12 protein-coding genes are annotated in these 18134 nt (G+C 73.3%); 11 read left to right on the top strand and 1 reads right to left on the bottom strand.

Going from position 1 to position 18134, the window contains the following annotated elements; all coding sequences use genetic code 11:
• Window positions 1–51: 51 nt before the first annotated feature.
• A complete protein-coding gene (locus IM777_RS14225; protein WP_194383819.1) occupies window positions 52–672 on the top strand; it encodes a hypothetical protein in 621 nt (206 codons plus the stop codon).
• On the opposite strand, the gene IM777_RS14220 is transcribed toward IM777_RS14225, so the two are convergent.
• Window positions 669–1289, bottom strand: coding sequence for a hypothetical protein (locus IM777_RS14220; protein WP_194383818.1), 621 nt, complete (start codon window positions 1287–1289; stop codon window positions 669–671). The genes IM777_RS14225 and IM777_RS14220 overlap by 4 nt on opposite strands.
• A gap of 150 nt (window positions 1290–1439) precedes the next feature.
• On the opposite strand from IM777_RS14220, the gene IM777_RS17455 reads away from it, so the two are divergent.
• From IM777_RS17455 to IM777_RS14170, 10 genes are all read left to right on the top strand, one after another.
• Window positions 1440–2405: an ABC transporter gene (locus tag IM777_RS17455; RefSeq protein WP_194383817.1), complete on the top strand. Its 966-nt coding sequence runs from the start codon at window positions 1440–1442 to the stop codon at window positions 2403–2405.
• A 4-nt stretch (window positions 2406–2409) separates the two neighbouring features.
• Window positions 2410–2913: a hypothetical protein gene (locus tag IM777_RS14210; protein ID WP_228480830.1), complete on the top strand. Its 504-nt coding sequence runs from the start codon at window positions 2410–2412 to the stop codon at window positions 2911–2913.
• Between the two features lie 53 nt (window positions 2914–2966).
• A complete protein-coding gene (locus tag IM777_RS14205) occupies window positions 2967–3620 on the top strand; it encodes a spermidine/putrescine ABC transporter substrate-binding protein (protein WP_071044905.1) in 654 nt (217 codons plus the stop codon).
• Between the two features lie 108 nt (window positions 3621–3728).
• Entirely contained in the window at window positions 3729–4859 is a 1131-nt protein-coding gene (locus IM777_RS14200) for a serine/threonine-protein kinase (protein WP_194383816.1), read from the top strand.
• A 1-nt stretch (window position 4860) separates the two neighbouring features.
• Window positions 4861–10809: an Ig-like domain-containing protein gene (locus tag IM777_RS14195; protein WP_194383815.1), complete on the top strand. Its 5949-nt coding sequence runs from the start codon at window positions 4861–4863 to the stop codon at window positions 10807–10809.
• Between the two features lie 21 nt (window positions 10810–10830).
• Window positions 10831–11796: an AAA family ATPase gene (locus IM777_RS14190; protein WP_071044908.1), complete on the top strand. Its 966-nt coding sequence runs from the start codon at window positions 10831–10833 to the stop codon at window positions 11794–11796.
• A complete protein-coding gene (locus tag IM777_RS14185; RefSeq protein WP_194383814.1) occupies window positions 11793–13175 on the top strand; it encodes a DUF58 domain-containing protein in 1383 nt (460 codons plus the stop codon). The genes IM777_RS14190 and IM777_RS14185 overlap by 4 nt, the downstream gene beginning before the upstream one ends.
• Window positions 13172–15658, top strand: coding sequence for a transglutaminase domain-containing protein (locus IM777_RS14180; protein ID WP_194383813.1), 2487 nt, complete (start codon window positions 13172–13174; stop codon window positions 15656–15658). Before IM777_RS14185 ends, IM777_RS14180 begins: the two co-directional genes overlap by 4 nt.
• A complete protein-coding gene (locus tag IM777_RS14175; protein WP_194383812.1) occupies window positions 15655–17394 on the top strand; it encodes a DUF5684 domain-containing protein in 1740 nt (579 codons plus the stop codon). Before IM777_RS14180 ends, IM777_RS14175 begins: the two co-directional genes overlap by 4 nt.
• Window positions 17391–17900 carry a hypothetical protein gene (locus IM777_RS14170; RefSeq protein WP_071044912.1) on the top strand — a complete coding sequence of 170 codons (510 nt, stop codon included), beginning with the start codon at window positions 17391–17393 and terminating at the stop codon, window positions 17898–17900. The genes IM777_RS14175 and IM777_RS14170 overlap by 4 nt, the downstream gene beginning before the upstream one ends.
• The last annotated feature ends 234 nt before the right edge of the window (window positions 17901–18134 follow it).

The following is an 18134-nucleotide window of genomic DNA, read 5'->3' as shown; positions in this document are numbered from 1 at the left end:
CCCGTCGTCGTTCCGACGTACGGTGGAAGGCGCGACGGAAGGGGTCGACGGATGGCGCGCACGGGCGGACGGAGCCTGTGGCTCGCCGTACCCATCGGGATGATCTGCCTCGCCGTGGTCGGTGCGCTCGGGTGGCTCGCCGCCCCGCAGGTTCCCGGCGTCGTGGGATTCATCGGCGATGCCCTCCGGTTCGGCAGTGCTCAGAACGTGCAGGCCGAGCCGACGGTGCCCCCTGCCGAGGTCATCACGGCCGAGGACTTCTCCGACATCGACTGCCGCGCGCTCTACGCCGACGACCTGTGGGCCGAGCTCGTGTGGAGTCCGGACGCCCTGCTGTCGCAGACCGGCGCCGCGCCCGTCACGGCGGTGGAGGGGCTGAACGATCTGCTGGCACCCGTCGTGGCCGTCACGTGCGGATGGCGCTCGGAGTACGGCACCATCACGACGACGCTCGCGACCGTCGCCGACGACGCGGTGACCGTCGCCGACGCGGCCCTGCGCGGACAGGGCTTCACGTGCGACACCACCGAGACGTCGCTCACGTGCTCGCGCACCGCATCCGGCGAGGTCGAAGTGCACCGCATCCGTGACGGGGTGTGGGTGGCGAGCCGGGAGAGCGCGTGGCATCCCGAGGACTACGCCGCGCGGGTCGCCGACCAGGTCTGGGGTTAGTCCTCGCCCCAGATCGAGGTGATCACCGAGGAGGTGTAGCCGGTCGGGGCGAGGTTGGAGTACCGGGTGTCGATCATCAGGTCGGCACGCCAGAACAGGGTGCGCCCATCGGTGACCGGATAGTCCGGGTTGTCCCACGTCTTCTCGCACCGCGTGCCCCCGTCGGGGGTGTAGCACGTGAACCCCTCGTCTTCGACGAGCGCGTTGAGCTGCTCGAGGGCGGGGTCGCGCGAGAGAGTCTCGATGGTCGTGACGAGGCTCGTCGTATCCGCCGCCGGGTCGCCCCAGATGCAGATGAGCGACCCGTCGGCCTGTACGCCGCTCGGCCCGAACGCGGGGTCGTTCAGCGGGATGCCGTACAGCTGCGCACGCACCTCGTCGTTCAGCAGGGACTCGCAGTCGCTCGGCACCGCCGCGGCGGGCTCGACCGTCGGTGTCGGGGTCGCGCCGGGCGTCATCGACTCGATCGGCGACGGCAGGCCGGACGGGTCTTTCGCGCTGACGGTCGGATCGGGCGTCGGCGTGTCGGCCGGGTCCGGAGCGCACCCGGCGAGGGCGGCGGCGACCAGCACGGATGCCGCCGCCAGGGCGGCGCGGGAAGCGTGGCGGCGCAGCATGATGACACCCTAATCCGATGCCGTGACGCGTGGGAGGCATCCGGGACGAATCCGGTGCCGCAACGCCCGGCACGCCTGCGGGCCCCACGCGCATCCCCGCGATATCTTCGCAACTGCGGGGATCGTCCCCGCGTGAGGAGTGCGATCACGATGAGTGACCCCAAGTCGTCGTACGGGGAGCCGGTCGAAGAGCCCGGCCCGGTGGATGACGTGGTCGGACAGGCCAACGCCGGTCTCGCCGACGCCGAGGCCGCCCGTCGCGAGGAAGCCGCCGCGCAGGCCGCCGCCGACCCCGATCCCCAGGAGCCCGCCGCCGAGCCGACATCGACGGAGACCGCCGAGCCGGTGACCCGCGAGCCGGTCTCGGACGAGCCCGCCGCCACGGCCTATGACGCGCCCGTCGATGAGACGGTCGTCGCCGCCGACGAGCCGTCGTACACCGAGCGGACCTACGACGTCCCCTCGTGGGCCGAGGAGCCCGCCGCCCAGCCGGCGGACGCCGGACCCGCCCACGCGGAACCCGCCTACGTCGCGCCCGCCGCCAGCCCGCAGCCGATCTTCGTTCAGGCACCCGAAGCCCCCCGCCCGCGCGGGAACCGTGCCGCCGCCGGCGCCATCGGCGTGCTCGCCGCTCTCACCTTCGCCGTGCTGTACCTCGCGGCGTGGCTCGGTTTCGGCGCCATCGAGGGGTCGGTCACCGCCGAGACGATCGGCACCGATGCGCTCGAGGCGCTCGCCACGGCATCCCTGTGGGTGCCTGTCGTCGTCTTCTTCCTGTCGTTCTGGCTGCTGGGCGCCATCATCAACCGCGGTCGGTGGGGTGCGTGGGTGATCTTCGGCCTGCTGGTGGGTCTGGCGTCCTACGGCGGTCACATCCTCGGGCAGCTCTTCCAGGCGCCGTTCTGGCTGCTGACCGCCCGTGAGGGCGCGGCCCTCGTCGAGGAGCAGGTGCTCGCCCCGCTGGCGATCGTCGCCTTCGTCCTCGGCCGCGAACTGACCATCTGGTACGGCGCGTGGGTCGCATCGCGCGGCAAGCGCGTCACCGAGCTCAACACCGAGGCGCAGCGCGAGTACGAGCGCACCCTCGAGGCGGGACCCCAACTGGTCCGCCCGTAAGACCGTGACCGCGACGCCCGGCGCACCGGACCCCTCCGCCTCCGGCGGGGGACCCGTGCGACCGGGCGTCGCCGTCGTCTTCGCCACCGTCGGCGACCTCGCGCTGCTCATCTTCGGGCTCGGCATGACGAGCCTGGTCACCGACGAGTCCGTGATCGCGATGCCCGGCCTCGGTCAGGCGCCCGGGGCGGTGGCCGTCGCCGCGTCGATCGCCGCATTCGCTCTGACGCTGCTGACCGTCGTGCGCCGACCGCATCCCTCGTACATGTCGTCGCTGTGGATCGCCGCCGCAACGGGGCTCGCCTATCTCGCCGGCATGTGGATCACGCTGGTGATCACCGGGTCGGGACTCGGGGCGGCGTCGGCGGTGGCCGGTCGCGTGGCCACGACCTGGTTCGGGCTCGTCATCATCGCCGCGGCGCTCGGGGCGGCGTGGGCGGGTATCGCGCTCGTGCGCACGCGCGCATCCCGCCCCCACTGGTCGTGGGAGGACGAGGACGACGCATGAATCCGGAGGGCGCAAACCCCGTCGGATCGGGGACGGACGGCTACCGTGGAGGGGTGGAGCGGTCGCTCGAGACGCAGGTGAGCCAGGCGGTGGACGCCTGGCTGCGCTGGCTGCCCCGCTGGGAGCCGGCGACCCACCGCGGCCGCGTCGCGCCGTGTCGGCGCTGCTTCGGATCTCCGGTGCTGTCTGCGGCCGGCCTCGGTGCGGACGTGCCCCACGGCGTGCAGCACGGCCTCTCCACCCGGGTCAAGACGATCGTCGACCACACCGTCGCCGACTACACCGCGCGGAACCTCCCCATGCTGCAGGCGGAGCTCGACCAGCAGGCCGCACGCAACCGCGCCCGCAGCTACCGGCCCGCCGAAGACCTCGACCCCGAGTTCGAGGGATTGCCGCTCGACCCGGATCCGGTGCCCGGGGCGCCCTTCCTCTTCACCATCGCCGGGCTCGCGGAGGAGGCCGACGCCGACGTTCCGGCGCTGCCGCCGCTGACGGACGAGGCGAAGGCGGCGCTGCGCCAGGAGGTCGGGCTGGCCGACGACTACGCGAACATGGTGGGCCGAGAGGTGTGCTCGATCCTCCTGCACCACCGGTTGCGCATCCAGGCGGCCGTCGCCGAGCTCGTCGAGCCGCAGATCGCCGCGATGCTCGAGGAGCTCACCCGCTCCCTCGACGCCCCCTTCGACGATCCGCCGCCGCTGACCTGAGCCCTGCGTCGGGCGGGTTGAGCCCTGCGCCGAGGCGGGATGCGCGGTGCGAGCAGGTCTGCTTGTTAGCATGGGCGGGCTTGCGCCAGGGCAACAGGGGGAGGAACGGTGGCCGCACGCCTGCCTTCTGCGCCGCCGATACTCCCGGGGCTCGCCTACATCCGTCCCCTCGGCTCGGGCGGCTTCGCCGACGTCTTCCTCTACGAGCAGGACATGCCCCGGCGCGACGTCGCGGTCAAGGTGCTGCCGAGCGACGTGCGAGAAGCAGACCTGCGCCGCATGTTCAACGCCGAGGCCGACGTGCTCGCGCGGCTGTCGGCGCATCCGTCGATCGTGACCGTGTACCAGGCGGGCATCTCCGCCGACGGCAGGCCGTTCATCGTGATGGAGTTCTGCCCCGGGTCGCTGTCGCAGCGCTACCGCGTCGAGCGGATGCCGGTGACCGAGGTGCTCTCGATCGGGGTGCGGATGGCCTCCGCGTTGGAATCGGCCCACCGCGCGGGGCTGGTGCACCGCGACGTGAAGCCCAGCAACATCCTGGTCACGACCTTCGGCACCCCGGTGCTGGCCGACTTCGGCATCTCGTCGTCGCTCATCGGCACGCAGGCCGACGAGGTGCTCGCGATGTCGATTCCGTGGTCGGCGCCGGAGGTGGTCGCGGAGGAGACGGCCGGCACGATCTCGAGCGAGGTCTGGAGTCTGGGCGCCACCGTCTACTCGCTGCTGGCCGGCCGCAGCCCCTTCGAACGTCGTGAACGCGGCCAGAACTCCAAGGATCTGCTGCGCCGTCGCATCGCCCGAGCGTCGTACACGCCCATCCCGCGCACCGATGTTCCGGATGCGCTGCAAGACGTGCTCGCGCGGTCGATGAGTCGTATTCCGGCACAGCGATATGCCTCGGCGCGTGAGTTCGCCGAGGCGCTGCAGTCGGTGCAGGAATCGCTCGGGGTGTCGCCGACGCCGCTGGAGGTCCCGGCGTCGGAGTGGGCGCCGGGCGCTGACCCGATCGACTTCGCCGACAGCGCGCTGCGCGGGCCGGCCCGGTCGCGCATCGAGCGGGAGGTGCGCCGCAAGACCGCGCCGCGCACGGGCGTCGCCTCGCTCGCACGCGATGAGGACACCGAGTTCACGTCGCCCGAGCGGGCCCGACAGCGGATGCTGCCGTGGGCCGTCGCGGTGGCGGCGCTCGTGGGCGCGGTCGGCGTCGTCGCATCCTTGCTGATCGCGGGGGTGATCTGACGTGCGGCGCCGCACTCTGGTCGGCATCGTCGCGGGCGTCGCCGCCGCGGGCGTCGTGCTCACGGCCGGCATCGTCTGGCCGGGTCTGGACGCGCAGGAGACCCCCGAGGTCGACGCGTCCGTGTGGGCGCTGCAGACGGGCGAGGGGTCGCGCTACGCCCGCGTGAACACCGCGATCGGCGAACTGGACACGGTGCGCACCGTGTCGAATCCGAGCGAGGTCACCCAGAACGCCGGCGGGGCGTTCCTGTTCACCGACAGCTGGTCGAAGGTCACGCCCATCGACGGCGCACAGCCGGTCGATCTGGACGACGAGACGGTGCGGGCGTCGCCGTCGACTCCGGCCGGCACGACGGTCGTTTCCACCGCCGGAGACTACGTCGCCTATCTCACCGACGCCGGCACCGTGTTCGCGGGCGAGATCGCAGGCGACGCGGTGCAGCTCGACCCGTTCGCGGCGGGCGATGACGATGCGCCCTACACCGCCGACGCGATCGCCGTCGCCGACGACGGCACCCTGTTCGCCTACTCCGCCGGCGACGGGTCGGTGCTGCGGTGGGACATCCCCGCGGGCCGGTCCGAAGTCCGCGACCCGATCGACGCCGGCGACCTCGCGCAGCCGCTGATGACGGCAGCGGGGGAGTCGTGGGTGCTCGTCGATGCCGACACCGGAACGGTGTGGCGACAGGGCGTGGCCGAGCCGGTCACGGTCGACGTGGCAGGCTCCGTGGTGGTCGGACGCGCCGCGGCCGAGGGCGACTCCGTCTACGTCGCCGACGAGACGGCGCTCGTGCGCATCCCCGTCGACGGATCCGCCCCCGACACGGAGCGCGCCGGCACGTCGGTGCTCGGCCTGCCCGCCGAGCCGGTGACCGTCGATGGCGAGGTGTACGCCGCGTGGCTGCCGCAGGGGACCGCGGGCGGTCTGCTCTGGAGTTCCGCCGACGGCGAGACGCCGCTCGACTACGCCGGCGAGACGCTCGGGGAGCAGCGGCGGCCGGAATTCGTCGTGGGGCAGGGGGCGGTGATCCTCAACGAGACCCGCAGCGGATGGGTGTGGACCGTTCCCGACGGCGGGCTGGTCGCGTCGAGTCAGAACTGGGCGCTCGATGACCGGGTGAATCCGGATGCCGAGCCGAGCGACGAGCAGCTCGCGGTGCAGGTCGACCCCCGCCCGCCGATCGCAGAGCCCGATGCGTTCGGCGTGCGCGCGGGTGCGCTGACGGCCCTGCCGGTGCTGCTGAACGACCACGACCCGAATGAGGACGTGCTCGCGATCGCCGCCGCGTCGGTCACGGGGCTCGACCCCGCCTTCGGCGTCGTCGGCATCACCGACGACGGGCAACGGCTCACGGTGCAGACCGAGCCCGGCGCGAGCGGCTCGGCGACGTTCTCGTACGCCGTGACCGACGGGACCGCCGACGACGGGCTCGCATCCGAACCTGCCACCGTGACGCTCACCGTGGCAGCGCCCGAGGCGCAGACCGCGCCGCGCTGGTGCGGGGTCGAGGGGTGCCTGGTGACGTGGCCCGCCCCGGAGGTCGCGCGAGGCGGCACGGTCACCGTCCCGGTGCTGCCGGGATGGGTCGACCCCGAGGGCGATCCGCTGCTGCTGCTGTCGGTGGAGAACCCGAGCGGCGTCGGCAACGTCGCGGCGACACCCGCCGGAGAGGTCGTCTACCAGCACGACGACGACGGCGGCGGCACGGAGGAGCTCATCGAACTGATCGTGACCGTCGCCGACACGGCGGGGGCCACGGCCGCGAAGTCGCTCATGGTGCGCGTCTCGCCGCAGCCGCTCCTGGCGGCGCAGTCCTTCGCGGTGATCGACTCGATCGACGCCGCGACGAGCGTCGACGTGATCGACCACGTGACCGGCACGGCCGGGGCCATCTCGCTCGAGTCGGTGCGCGTGCTCGACGACGCCGCAGCCACGGCGACCGTCGTCGGCGGGTCCACGACGTTCGACGTGGCCGCCGAGGAGCCCGGCACCTACCGGGTGGATTACACGGTCACCGACGGCGACAGCTCCGCCACCGCCACGGCGCGCATCACCCTGCTCGCCGCCGACGCGCCGGCCGATCTCGCGACCGCTCCGGTCGTCGCGTTCGTCCACCCGCAGGAGGATGCGACCCTCGACGTCTTCGCGGCGGTGTCCAACCCCACGCGCCGGGTGCTGCTGCTCAGCGACGTCGAGGCGCGCCCCGACGAGGGGGCGAGCCTCAGCGTCGACGGCGTCGGACAGAACTATCTGCGCGTCTCCGGAACGACGGCCACGGGCGAAGCGGGCCGGCTGGGCACCGTGACCTATACGGTGAGCGACGGCACCCAGGACGGCGGCGCCTCAGTCAGAGGCGAGGCCACCGTCTACCTGCTGCCGCCCGCGCCGGAACTGGCCCCGATCGCGGTGGATGACGCCGTCGTCGTGCGCACGGGCGCGCAGGTGGACATCCCCGTGCTCGAGAACGACGTCGCCCCCTCGGGCGGGCGTCCGGTGTTGAATCCGGCGTCGGTCGTGTCGTCGACCGGTGACGCCCTGGCCTTCGCCTCCGCCGATCGCCTGCGATACTTGGCGCCGGACGAACCCGGCAGCTACACCGTGGAGTACGCCGCCTATCTCACGGGCGCGCCGAGCCTCGAGGACACCGCGACGGTGCGCATCGAGGTGCTCGACTCCGACGCCAACCGGGCCCCGTCGGCCGACACGCTCGAAGCCCGGGTGCTCAGCGGCGAGAGCACCCGCATCGCCTTCGACGGCTTCGGGATGGATCCGGACGGCGACGTCGTGCGGCTCGATGCGGTCATCGCGCAGCCGGCGTCGGGTGTGGCGACCGTCTCGGCCGACGGCACGGCGCTGGTGTACTCCAGCGTCGCCGGCGACAGCGGGCAGGACGAGTTCCGCTACCGGGTCGTGGACGAGTTCGGCGAGACCGGCGAGGGAACCGTGCGCGTGGGCGTGCTCGACTCGGAGGCCAATCCGAGCCCGATCACGTTCACCGACTACGTGCAGGTGCAGGTCGGCGCCCAGAACGTCGTGCGCGTGGATCCCGTCGCGAACGACATCGACCCCACCGGGGGGGAGCTGGAGGTCACCGCCGTGCGCCCGGATCAGCCCACGGCGCTGGCCGACGGATCGATCAACCCCGAGTACACGCGGCTGGACGCGCTGGTGGATGTCGCGGGAGAGCGCACGCTCGTCGTCGAGGCGGGCGAGCAGGTCGGCACGATGTCGTTCCTCTACGACGTGGCCTCGTCGTCGGGAAACACCGGTCGGGGCCTGGTCGTGGTCAAGGTCGTGCGCGACGCCGTGCCCGACTACCCGGTCGTCGACGACACGGTGCTCACCGTCGAGACCCGTGACGACTTCGCCGACGGGGTGGATGTGCTCGCGGGGAAGACCGTCTGGTCCGGCGGCGACGTCGGCGAGCTCGAGGTCGGTCTCTGGGGCGAGGTCGATGACGTCGAGGTGGAGGGGGCGTCCCTTCGGGGCGAGCTCCCGGAGCGCACCCGCATCATCCCGTTCTCGGTCACGGGCGAGGGCGCCTCGGGGGAGGTCACCACCTACGCGTTCCTGCGGGTGCCCGGCGACGACGACATCGAGCTGGCGCTGCGCGCCGGAGTGCCGGCGCCGGAGGTGACCGAGCTGGAGTCGGTCACGTTCGATCTCGCCGATCACGTCGCGCTCCCGCGCGGCGCCTCGCTCGAGGTGGGCGACGACGTGCGCGCCGCCGGTGCGCGGGCCGAGGCGGCCTGCCGGGCGGCGTCGGGGACCGAGGTGACGTACGACGCGGGTGCCGGTGCCCCCTTCTCCGATGCGTGCCAGGTGCCGGTCCGGATGGTCGGCCAGCAGGAGTGGACCTACCTCTCGGTCCCCATCACCATCGTCGCCCTCGACCCGCAGCCGGAGCTCGCCCCGGCGTCGCTCACGGTCGGCCCCGGCGAGACCGAGGCGTTCGACCTGCGCGAGATGACCTCGTGGCAGCTGCGCGAGGACTGGGCCGGCATCTCGTACGCCGTCTCCAGCGAGGGTCGGGCCTTCGAGATCGCCCTGTCGGGGTCGACGCTGTCGATCACGGGCGCCGACGATGCGGTGCCCGGCGGCCAGGAAGCCGTGGTGGTGTCGGTCACGAGCCACCCGGGCGTGGCGTCGGCGCGCCTGCTGCTGCGGGTCGGGGCGGCGCCTTCCACGCTTCCCCGCGGCGGGTCGGTGACGCAGCAGTGCTCGCAGGCCTCCGGCGGGCAGTGCACGATCGACGTCGTGGGCGCCGGGGGAGAGGTCAACCCCCTGCCGGGCACGCCGCTCGAGGTCGTGGGCGTCGCCCCGACGGGCGCGTGCACGGGCGTCACCTTCGCGGTCGCGGATGCCTCGAGTGTGGTCGCGTCGTGGTCGAGCGACGCTCCCGGCGCCACGTGCTCGGCGTCTTTCGCGGTTCGCGACGCTCAGGGGCGCGTGTCGGCGGGTGAGCGCAACGGCGCGCTGCTGCTGGATCTGCAGGGATACCCTCGGGCGCCGGCGTCGGTGACGCAGACCGCGTATGCGGACGGTCGCATCACCCTGCGCGTCGATCCGGGCGCCGCCCGACAGGCCTACCCCTCGCTCACGGGCTTCGTCATCCGAAGCGGTGGTCAGGTGGTGGCGCGGTGCGGGGCCGATGGCACGTGCCCGGCGATCTCCGCGCCCAACGGCGAGCAGCGGGTCTACGAGGCGCGCGCGGTCAACGGCGTCGGCGAGTCCCGCAGCGCGGTGGGAACGACCGCGTGGGCCTACGACCCGCCGCCGGCGCCCGACGCCGTCTCCGCGGCTCCGGTCGCCACCGCGTCGGGCGAGGGTGGTGTCATCCGGCTGGAGATCACCGGCATCGACACCGCCGAGACCGGCAGTCTGCGCCTCACGAGCCCGTCCGGCGACGAGTCGACCGTGTCCGTGTCGCGATGGGACACGCGCGTCACCGTGCCGGAGTACCGCATCGGCACGAACGCCGCATCCACGGTCACGGTCACCCCGCTGTCGCGCTTCGACGTGCCGCCCGGCCTCGGCGGCAGCGCATCCGGCTCGTCGGTGACGGTCGCCGCGAACGGCGTCGGCGCGCCGCGGAACGCCCAGCTGACGCTGACGGCGACCAACAATGGCGATGGCACGGCCACGATCGTCGCCACCGGCAGCGCGACCGTCAACGGCCAGGGGTCGAGTCTGCGGTACGACATCGTCGAGGCGGGCAGGTTCTGCCGGCCCGACGACGACGGCGCCCGCGCGGAATTCGAGGTGGACGACGGCGAGGAGTACTCCTACGACATGTGCGTGACCTCGACGTACGGCGGGCGGTCCTTCGGCGAGGTCACCGTCACCAAGGCGGTGTACGCCGTGCAGGACGACGACGCGCCGCGGGGGTACACCTTCGTCGTCGACGCCCGCCCCGACGTCACCTCCAATCGCGCCGAGTGGCGCATCCGCGATCTGCCCACCTCCGACGAGGACCCGCCGCGCTTCAACGCGGCCGAGTTCTCCGGCGGTCCGCCGACGAGCGTCTTCGACGGCGACCCGGGCATCCGGGTGCGCTACGTGCACCAATGGCGCGGCCCGACCACAGACTGGGCGGGCGTCACGTCGCGCGCGGGGAGTGCGCCTTACCAGGTGCAGGCGACATGGTCGGTGACCTCTTGTGTCGGCGGCGGCACGCTCCAGCGCACGAGCTCGTCGTCGAACGCCCCGGGCGGCGGCACGGCCGCGATCACCTTCGGCAACGGATCGCTGCGCTACTTCGACGCCGAGAACAATCCGCTGCCGCACGAGGCGGGAACCTGGCAGGTGCCGGTCGGCGCGGCGTACGTCGAAGGCATCTCGGTGACGGTGGACTGGAGCGCGCAGGGATGGGGACTCCGCAACGCCCAGACGACCTTCGCCGCGACCTGTCAGCCCGGCGAAGCGCCGTCGGAGCCCCCGGCCGGCTGAGGCCCGAACGAACGAGGAACGATGACCATCACGCAGGAACAGGCCACCTGGTTCGCCCAGACCTTCGCGCAGATCGCCGACAACGTCGAGCGCGCGGTGCTGGGCAAGCGCCACGTGGTCGAACTGGTGCTCACCGCGATGCTCAGCGACGGACACGTGCTGCTGGAGGATGTGCCCGGTACCGGCAAGACCTCGCTCGCCCGCGCCATCGCGCAGTCGGTGCAGGGCACCAACACGCGCATCCAGTTCACGCCGGACCTGCTTCCCGGCGACATCACCGGCATCAGCGTGTACGACCAGAAGCAGGGCGTGTTCGAGTTCCACGCGGGACCGATCTTCGCCAACATCGTGCTCGCCGACGAGATCAACCGTGCGAGCCCGAAGACGCAGGCGGCGCTCCTGGAGGTCATGGAGGAGGGGCACGTCACCATCGACGGCGTGAGCCGTGCCGTGGGGGTGCCGTTCCTGGTGCTGGCGACCCAGAACCCGGTCGAGCAGGCCGGCACCTACCGGCTTCCGGAAGCCCAGCTGGACCGCTTCCTCATGCGCACCTCGCTCGGCTACCCCGACCACGCTGCCACGGTGCGCATCCTCGACGGCGCGGCCATCGCCACCGAAGAGCTCCACCCGATCATCACCCCCCAGGCGCTGGTCGGCATGGCCGACCTGGCCGCCACCGTGTACGCCGACGCTCTCGTGCTCGACTACATCGCACGCCTCGTGGACGCGACGCGCTCGGCCGACGAGGTGCGCCTGGGCGTGAGCATCCGCGGGGCCCTCGCCCTCACGCGCGCGTCCCGCGCACGCGCCGCCGCGCAGGGGCGCACCTTCGTCACGCCCGACGACGTCAAGGCGCTCGCCGTGCCGGTGCTCGCGCATCGCCTGATCCTGCACGCCGAGGCCGAGTTCGACGGTGTCACCCCGGAAGCCGTGGTCGGCCAGGTGCTGCTGGATGTCGAACCGCCCACGCGACGCGAGGCGGTATGACGCCCACCGACTCCCGACTGACCCGCACATCCACCCGCGGCGACACCGCCGGCGGGTCGACGACGTTCGGCGCGACCGGCACGCACGTGTCGGGCACGCGACGCGATCGGGCGCTCGTCGGTGCGGTCGTGGGGCTCACGCGCGTGACCCGCGTGGTCGTGGCGGCCGTCGCCCAGGCGGCGCGGTGGTCCGCGCGCACCGTGCGTCCGGCGGGCGTGCTCGTGGTCGTCGCCGCGACCGTCGGCCTGGTCTTCGGCCTCGTCTTCGGGTGGGTGGAATGGCTGGTGGCCGCCGTCATCGCGCTCGTGCTGCTCGCGACGGCCGTGCCGTTCCTCTTCGGGGCGCGCTCCTACGCCGTGGATCTCTCCCTCGCGCACGAGCGCGCCGTCGCGGGATCGGCCGTCGCCGGCGCGATCGGCGTGCGCAACACCGGCCCGCGTACGACGCTCCCCGGGCGCCTGGACATCCCCGTGGGGGAGGGCCTGGTCGAGGTGGAGGTGCCGCTGCTGCGGCCCGGTCACGCGGTGGACGACCCGCTGGAGCTTCCCGACCTGCGCCGCGGGATCGTCTCGGTCGGGCCCGCCACGACCGTGCGGGCGGACCCCCTCGGCCTGCTGCGACGCGAACACGCCTTCCCCGACGTGCACGACCTGTACGTGCATCCGCGCACCGTGGCCCTCCCGTCCACGAGCGCCGGGCTCATCCGCGACCTCGAGGGTTTCCCGACGCGGCGGCTCGTGGATGCCGACATGGCCTTCCACGCCATCCGCGAATACGCGCCGGGCGACAGTCGCCGGCAGGTGCACTGGAAGTCCACCGCCAAGACCGGGCGGCTCATGGTGCGGCAGTACGAGGAGACCCGGCGATCGCGCATGGCCGTCATCCTCGCGATCGCGCAGGACGAATACGCCGATGCCGACGAGTTCGAGCTCGCCGTCTCGTGCGCGGCCTCCATCGGCCTGCGGGCGGTCCGTGACGCGCGGGAGGTCGACATCGTGGCCGGCGGCGACGTGCCGCGGGTGATCCGCGGTCGCCTGCGCGCCGTGCAGCGCGTGCCGGCGGTGTCCCCGCGTGGGATGCTCGACGGCTTCAGCGGGATCGACCTTCTCGAGACGACGATGCCGGTCGGCGAGGTGTGCCGTGTGGCGGGGGAGTCGGGCGAGCGCCTGTCGATCGCGTTCGTGGTGACCGGTTCCCGCGTGCCGCTGTCGCGCCTGCGTCAGGCCGCGCTGCACTTCCCCGCCGATGCGACGGTCGTCGGGGTGCGCTGCGACGAACGGGCGCACCCGCGCATGCAGGCCGTCAGCGGCATGACGGTGCTCACCGTCGGCACGATCGACGACCTCGCCGGCCTCCTCGTCCGCGGGGCGACCGCGTGAGCGGCTCGAGCGCCGCGGCGCGCCCGGCACGGCAGCCGGTCGGCGGTCCGGGACGATTCCTCGCGGGCGCCGCCTTCACGCTCGCGATCGTCGTGATCGCCGCGACCGCGGCTTGGCCGGTGTACGCGGCACCGCACTTCCTCGTGGTCGTCGCCGCCGGAGCCGCGATCGGCGCCGCCGTGGCGGTGTGCGCGCAGCGGTTCGGGTGGGGCGGATGGATCGTCGCGGCGATCCTGATCGGTGCCCTGTTCGCGGTCGGCGTCGTCGTCGCCGCTCCGACGCGGCTGTCCGATATCGCCCAGTTGCCGCTCGCGTTCGGTGATGTCCTCACCGGAGCCGTGTTCGGGTGGAAGGACCTGCTGACCGTCGATCTGCCCGTAGGGTCGTACCGCAACCTGCTGGTGCCGGCGCTGGTGGTCTTCCTCGGCGGAACGTGCGCGATGCTGCTGCTGTCCTGGCGGCGCGATGCACGCGCGTACGCCGCCGTGCCCGTCGGGCTGGCGATGGTCGGATTCGGCCTGCTCTTCGGGCGCACGACCGTGAGCGAGACCCTCGTGATGGGCCCGGTCGCGCTGCCGGCTCCCGTGGAGACCGCGGTGGGGGCGTCGGCTCTCACGGCCGCGCTGCTGTGGCTCGTCTGGCGCGGGCGCGCCCAGCGTGCCGGCGCCCTCGAGCGTGCCGGTCGAGCGCGCGTGACGCGCCGCGCCGCCAGCGGATCTGCGGCACGGGCCTGGACGGCCGCCGGGATGCTCACCCTCGCCGTGATCGTCGCCGTCGCGGTCGTCCCGCTCGGCGCGCAGGGGCTGAACCGCGACGTGCTGCGCAGCCTCACCGCACCCGAGATCGACCTGTCCGCCGAGATCAGTCCGCTCGCGGCATATCGGGCCTCGTTCGACGACGAGCGCTACGACGACGTGCTCTTCACCGTCGACGTCGAAGAGGGTGAGGTCGACCGCATCCGCATCGCCACCCTCGACGGGTACGACGGTGAGGTCTACCGCACCGAGCCGGAGACGCGCTTCGTGCGCGTTCCGTCCACCCGTGCGGCGGAGCCGGGTGAGAGCGCCGTCCTCGAGGTCGGCATCGCGGATCTCGGAAGCGTGTGGATGCCGACGGCCGGCGATCTCGTCGAGGTCGCCTTCGTCGGCGAGCGTGCGAGCGCCCTCGCCGACGGGTTCTACTACAGCGCCGACGACGCCGCGGGCGTCCAGACCGCCGGCGGCGGGCTTCGCGCCGGTGACGGCTATCGCCTCGTCGCTTCGGTGGCCGAGACCGTCGACCCGGCGGCGATGACCGCACCCGGCACGACGCCCGCGGTTGAGGCGCCGGAGAGCCTGCGCACGTGGGTCGAGGAGCACCGCACCGGATCGGACGGTGCGGCGCTCGTGGGACTGATCGACCTGCTGCGCGACCGCGGATACCTCAGCCACGGGCTCACCGAGCCGGAAGCGGGTTCGCGGTGGGTCGAGGACCTCGTCGACTACCGGTTCCAGCCCGCCGCTGCAGGCCACTCCCTCGCTCGCATCGATCAGATGTTCACGCGCCTGCTGCAGCGCGAGTCCGACCCCCAGGCCGTCGCCGCCGACAACTTCGTCGCCGCGGTCGGCGACGACGAGCAGTTCGCCGTCGCCGCGGCCCTCATCGCCGAGGAGCTGGGCTTCCCCGCCCGCGTCGTCGTCGGCACACGACTCCAGTCCGAGGACGACTCCGCGTCGGTGTGCGACGACGGTGTGTGCACCGCGGGCGATCTCGCCGCGTGGGTGGAGGTGCAGACCGCCACCGGGGCGTGGGTGCCGATGGACACCACGCCCCAGCACACGCGCTCGCCGAACCTGGACACGACCGAGCAGCGTGACCCCGAGAACGTCACCGACGTGCGCCCCGACGCCGTCGAGGAGGTCGTGCCGCCGGATCCCACCCAGCAGGATGACGCCGCCGCCCGCGACGACGAGGACCGCGCCGGGCTCGATCTGGCGTGGCTGTGGCCGGTCCTCCGGACGACGTCGATCGTGCTCCTGATCGCGCTGCTTCTGCTCGGCCCCTTCGCGGCCGTCATCGCCGCGAAGGCCGCGCGCCGGCGCGGACGACGCCGCGCCCCCACGCCGGCGGAGCGGATCGCCGGCGGGTGGGACGAGATCGTCGACGCGGCCGCCGATGCCCGCCGCGAGGCGCCCGGTGCCCGCACCCGGGTCGAGGTGGCCGAGCTCTGGGAGCTGCCCGACGGCGGTCGGATCGCGGCGGCCGCCGATGCCGCGACCTTCTCCGGACGCGGCGCGACCCCCGACGAGGCCGAGAGCTTCTGGCGCGACGTCGACGCGCGGCGACGCGCGCTGCGCACCGAGCGGGGTGTGTGGCGCGCGCTCGCGGCATCCGTTTCTCTGAGATCATTCATGCGTCAGGCCGCCCCGGCGGGCGGCCGCCGCCGACGTCTCGCCGAAAGGGGGGAGCGCGGCTCGCCCCGGCGAGCGCGCACCGCACCATGAACACCGACTCCACCGCACTCGTCGCCGTCACGGCGACCTCGCTCGTGGTCAGCGTGCTGCTCTACGTGTGGACGGCCATCGCGCTGTCGGCGCTGTTCCGCAAGTCCGGGGAAGCGGCCTGGAAGGGCTGGGTGCCGGTCTACAACCTCGGCGTCCTCTTCCAGCTCGCCGGCTACCCGTGGTGGAGCGTGCTGCTCATCCTTCTGCCTGTGGCCGGTCCCGTGATCGTGTTCGTGGTGTTCGTGCTCGCCGCTCACCGGGTGGGTCGCGCGTTCGGCTACGGCGGCGGAATGACCGTGCTCGCGGTGCTGCTGCCGCCGGTCTGGGCGACGGTGCTGGGCTTCGGCTCCGCCCGCTGGATCGGGGCCGATGACGCCGGTGCGCCGCGACGCCGTACCCACGGCGATGTGGCCGACCCGGTCTACGCCCGCGGCTTCGACGGGACACCCGCATCGTTCGGCGTCGCCGAGGAGGCGGCCGAGAGTCAGGACGGCGAGCGCCCCGCCGCGGCGGGCCTGGCCGGCTGGGCGCCCACGCGCGCACCGGAGCAGCCACCGGCCGACGCCGCATCGACGCCGGCCGCCGAGACGTCCGAGGCGCGGTCTCCTTTCGCGGACTGGTGGCCGGAAGTGCTCGATGAGGACCCCGACACCGACTCGGCCGTCGACGATCCCGTGCCCGGCGCCCTGCTCGATGAGAAGCCGTCGGGCGATGACGATGACGATGACGATGACGGTGGCGCGGCCGCCCCGCCGCCGCCCGTCACGGCCGCGCCCGTCATCGCGCCACCGCGCCCGGCCGACCTCCCCGGGGTCGATTCCGCGGCGGAGCCGGCGGTCGAGGATCGTGAGGAGGTGCCGCCGCCGCTGCGCCGGTCGACGGCGCGCCCGGCCTGGAACGGCTTCGACCTCAGCGTGCCGGGGGAGTTCACCGGCGAGGTCACCGACGCCGTGCCCGGGGCTCCGGCCCCGATCTCCGCCGTGCCGTCCGCGCCCGTCGTGGACGAGTCCCATCCGCCCGTGCCGCCCGAGCGCCCCGCCCCGCGTGAGTTCGTCGAACCGTCCGTGCCGCCCGAGCCCGCCGAACCGGCGGCGTCGCCCGAGAACGCCGAGCCCGCCGCGCCCGGCGAGCCGACATCCTCGCCCGCCGTCCCCCCGGCACCGCCGGCTGCGCCCACCCCGCCGCCCGTGACCCGTGCTCCCGCCGTCGCGCGCGATGCCGCCGCCCCCTCGTCGTCCGACGACGACGCGTTCCCCGACGACGGTGGGGTCTCCGCCATCGTGGGAGCGCCCGTGGCGGGCTCCCCGCTGTCGGCTCGATCCTCGGTGTCCGCGCGCTTCGCCGACGTCAGCCGTGACGAGGAGCTCGCCGACCACACGATCGTCACGCGACGTCGCCGCACCGGCTGGGTGCTGGTGGCCCCCGACGGGGAGCGCATCCCCCTCAGCGAGGAAGTCGCGATCGTCGGGCGCCGGCCGAGCGTCGATGCGGCCTTCCCGCAGGCGCAGCTGATCACCGTCGGCGACCCGACCCGCACCGTCTCCAAGACGCACGCCCGGCTCGAGCTGCGCGGTGACGTGTGGGCCGTGGTCGACCTCGACTCGACCAACGGCGTCGTGCTCATCGCCGACAACGAGGACGAGACGGACGTGGAGCCGGGTGCGGTCACCCGCCTCACCCCCCGCTTCCTGCTCGGCGACGCCGAGCTCCGCCTCGAGGAGGCCGCCGCCTCGTGACCGGCGATCCGCACGACGACGTCGATCCCGACGAGGCGACTCGGATCTCGCGCCGCGAGCGCGCCGGGTCCGGCGACAGCGCGGAAGACGTGACGGCCCGCTCGCGACGACGGGATCCGGAGCCGCCGACCCAGCTCGCGCGACGACGGATCGACGACGCGCCGACGGCACCTGCGGCCGAGCGGCGGCGTCGCCCCGACGCGACGACCGTCCGCGTGCGCGGCTCCCGCGCCGCAGACCCCGCGATCACGGCCGAACGACCGCTCGTGCGCACCGCAGCCGTACCGGACGGCGCCTTCGACCCGGTCGCGCCGCGAACCGCCGAGCCGTTCGTGGCGCGCCGCAGCCCGGCGTCGGCCCGTCGTCCGCAAGGGCCCGCCCCGGACCGCGCCGCCCGCTCGCGCGAGCGACGCCGCGGTCGGCGCCGGGCGTTCCTGCTCCTCGCCGGGATCGGGGTGGGCGTGGTCCTCGCCGCCGGCGCCCTGGTGCTTCTTCTGCTCTTGTGAGGCCGCGGGCGGATCCGACACTCGTTTGACCCCCCTCGGTGCCAGCGCGTATCATGGATCGGGTGTGCGTCCGCGCGCGCCGTCTGCCGTGTCTCGGCATGCCAGACGGGTCCGCGAGGTCGCCTCATCCCGGGAACGGTCTGCGAACAGGCCACCCCCACGGCATATCCGACAACGCGTGCAGCACGATTGTTCTGCACGTCGGATCTGTGGTGAAACCACGAACGCTGTCAC

It is taken from the genome of Microbacterium luteum (assembly GCF_015277875.1).
GTDB classification, from domain to species: Bacteria; Actinomycetota; Actinomycetes; order Actinomycetales; family Microbacteriaceae; genus Microbacterium; species Microbacterium luteum.
The sequence above is the reverse complement of the archived record's forward strand: the minus strand, read 5'-3'. Positions and strand labels throughout refer to the sequence as shown.

Coding starts and splice junctions, on each gene's coding strand:
- IM777_RS14175 (WP_194383812.1), top strand. CDS start 15,655: ATGAACACCGACTCCACCGCACTCGTCGCCGTCACGGCGACCTCGCTC.
- IM777_RS14190 (WP_071044908.1), top strand. CDS start 10,831: ATGACCATCACGCAGGAACAGGCCACCTGGTTCGCCCAGACCTTCGCG.
- IM777_RS17455 (WP_194383817.1), top strand. CDS start 1,440: ATGAGTGACCCCAAGTCGTCGTACGGGGAGCCGGTCGAAGAGCCCGGC.
- IM777_RS14225 (WP_194383819.1), top strand. CDS start 52: ATGGCGCGCACGGGCGGACGGAGCCTGTGGCTCGCCGTACCCATCGGG.
- IM777_RS14185 (WP_194383814.1), top strand. CDS start 11,793: ATGACGCCCACCGACTCCCGACTGACCCGCACATCCACCCGCGGCGAC.
- IM777_RS14220 (WP_194383818.1), bottom strand. CDS start 1,289: ATGCTGCGCCGCCACGCTTCCCGCGCCGCCCTGGCGGCGGCATCCGTG.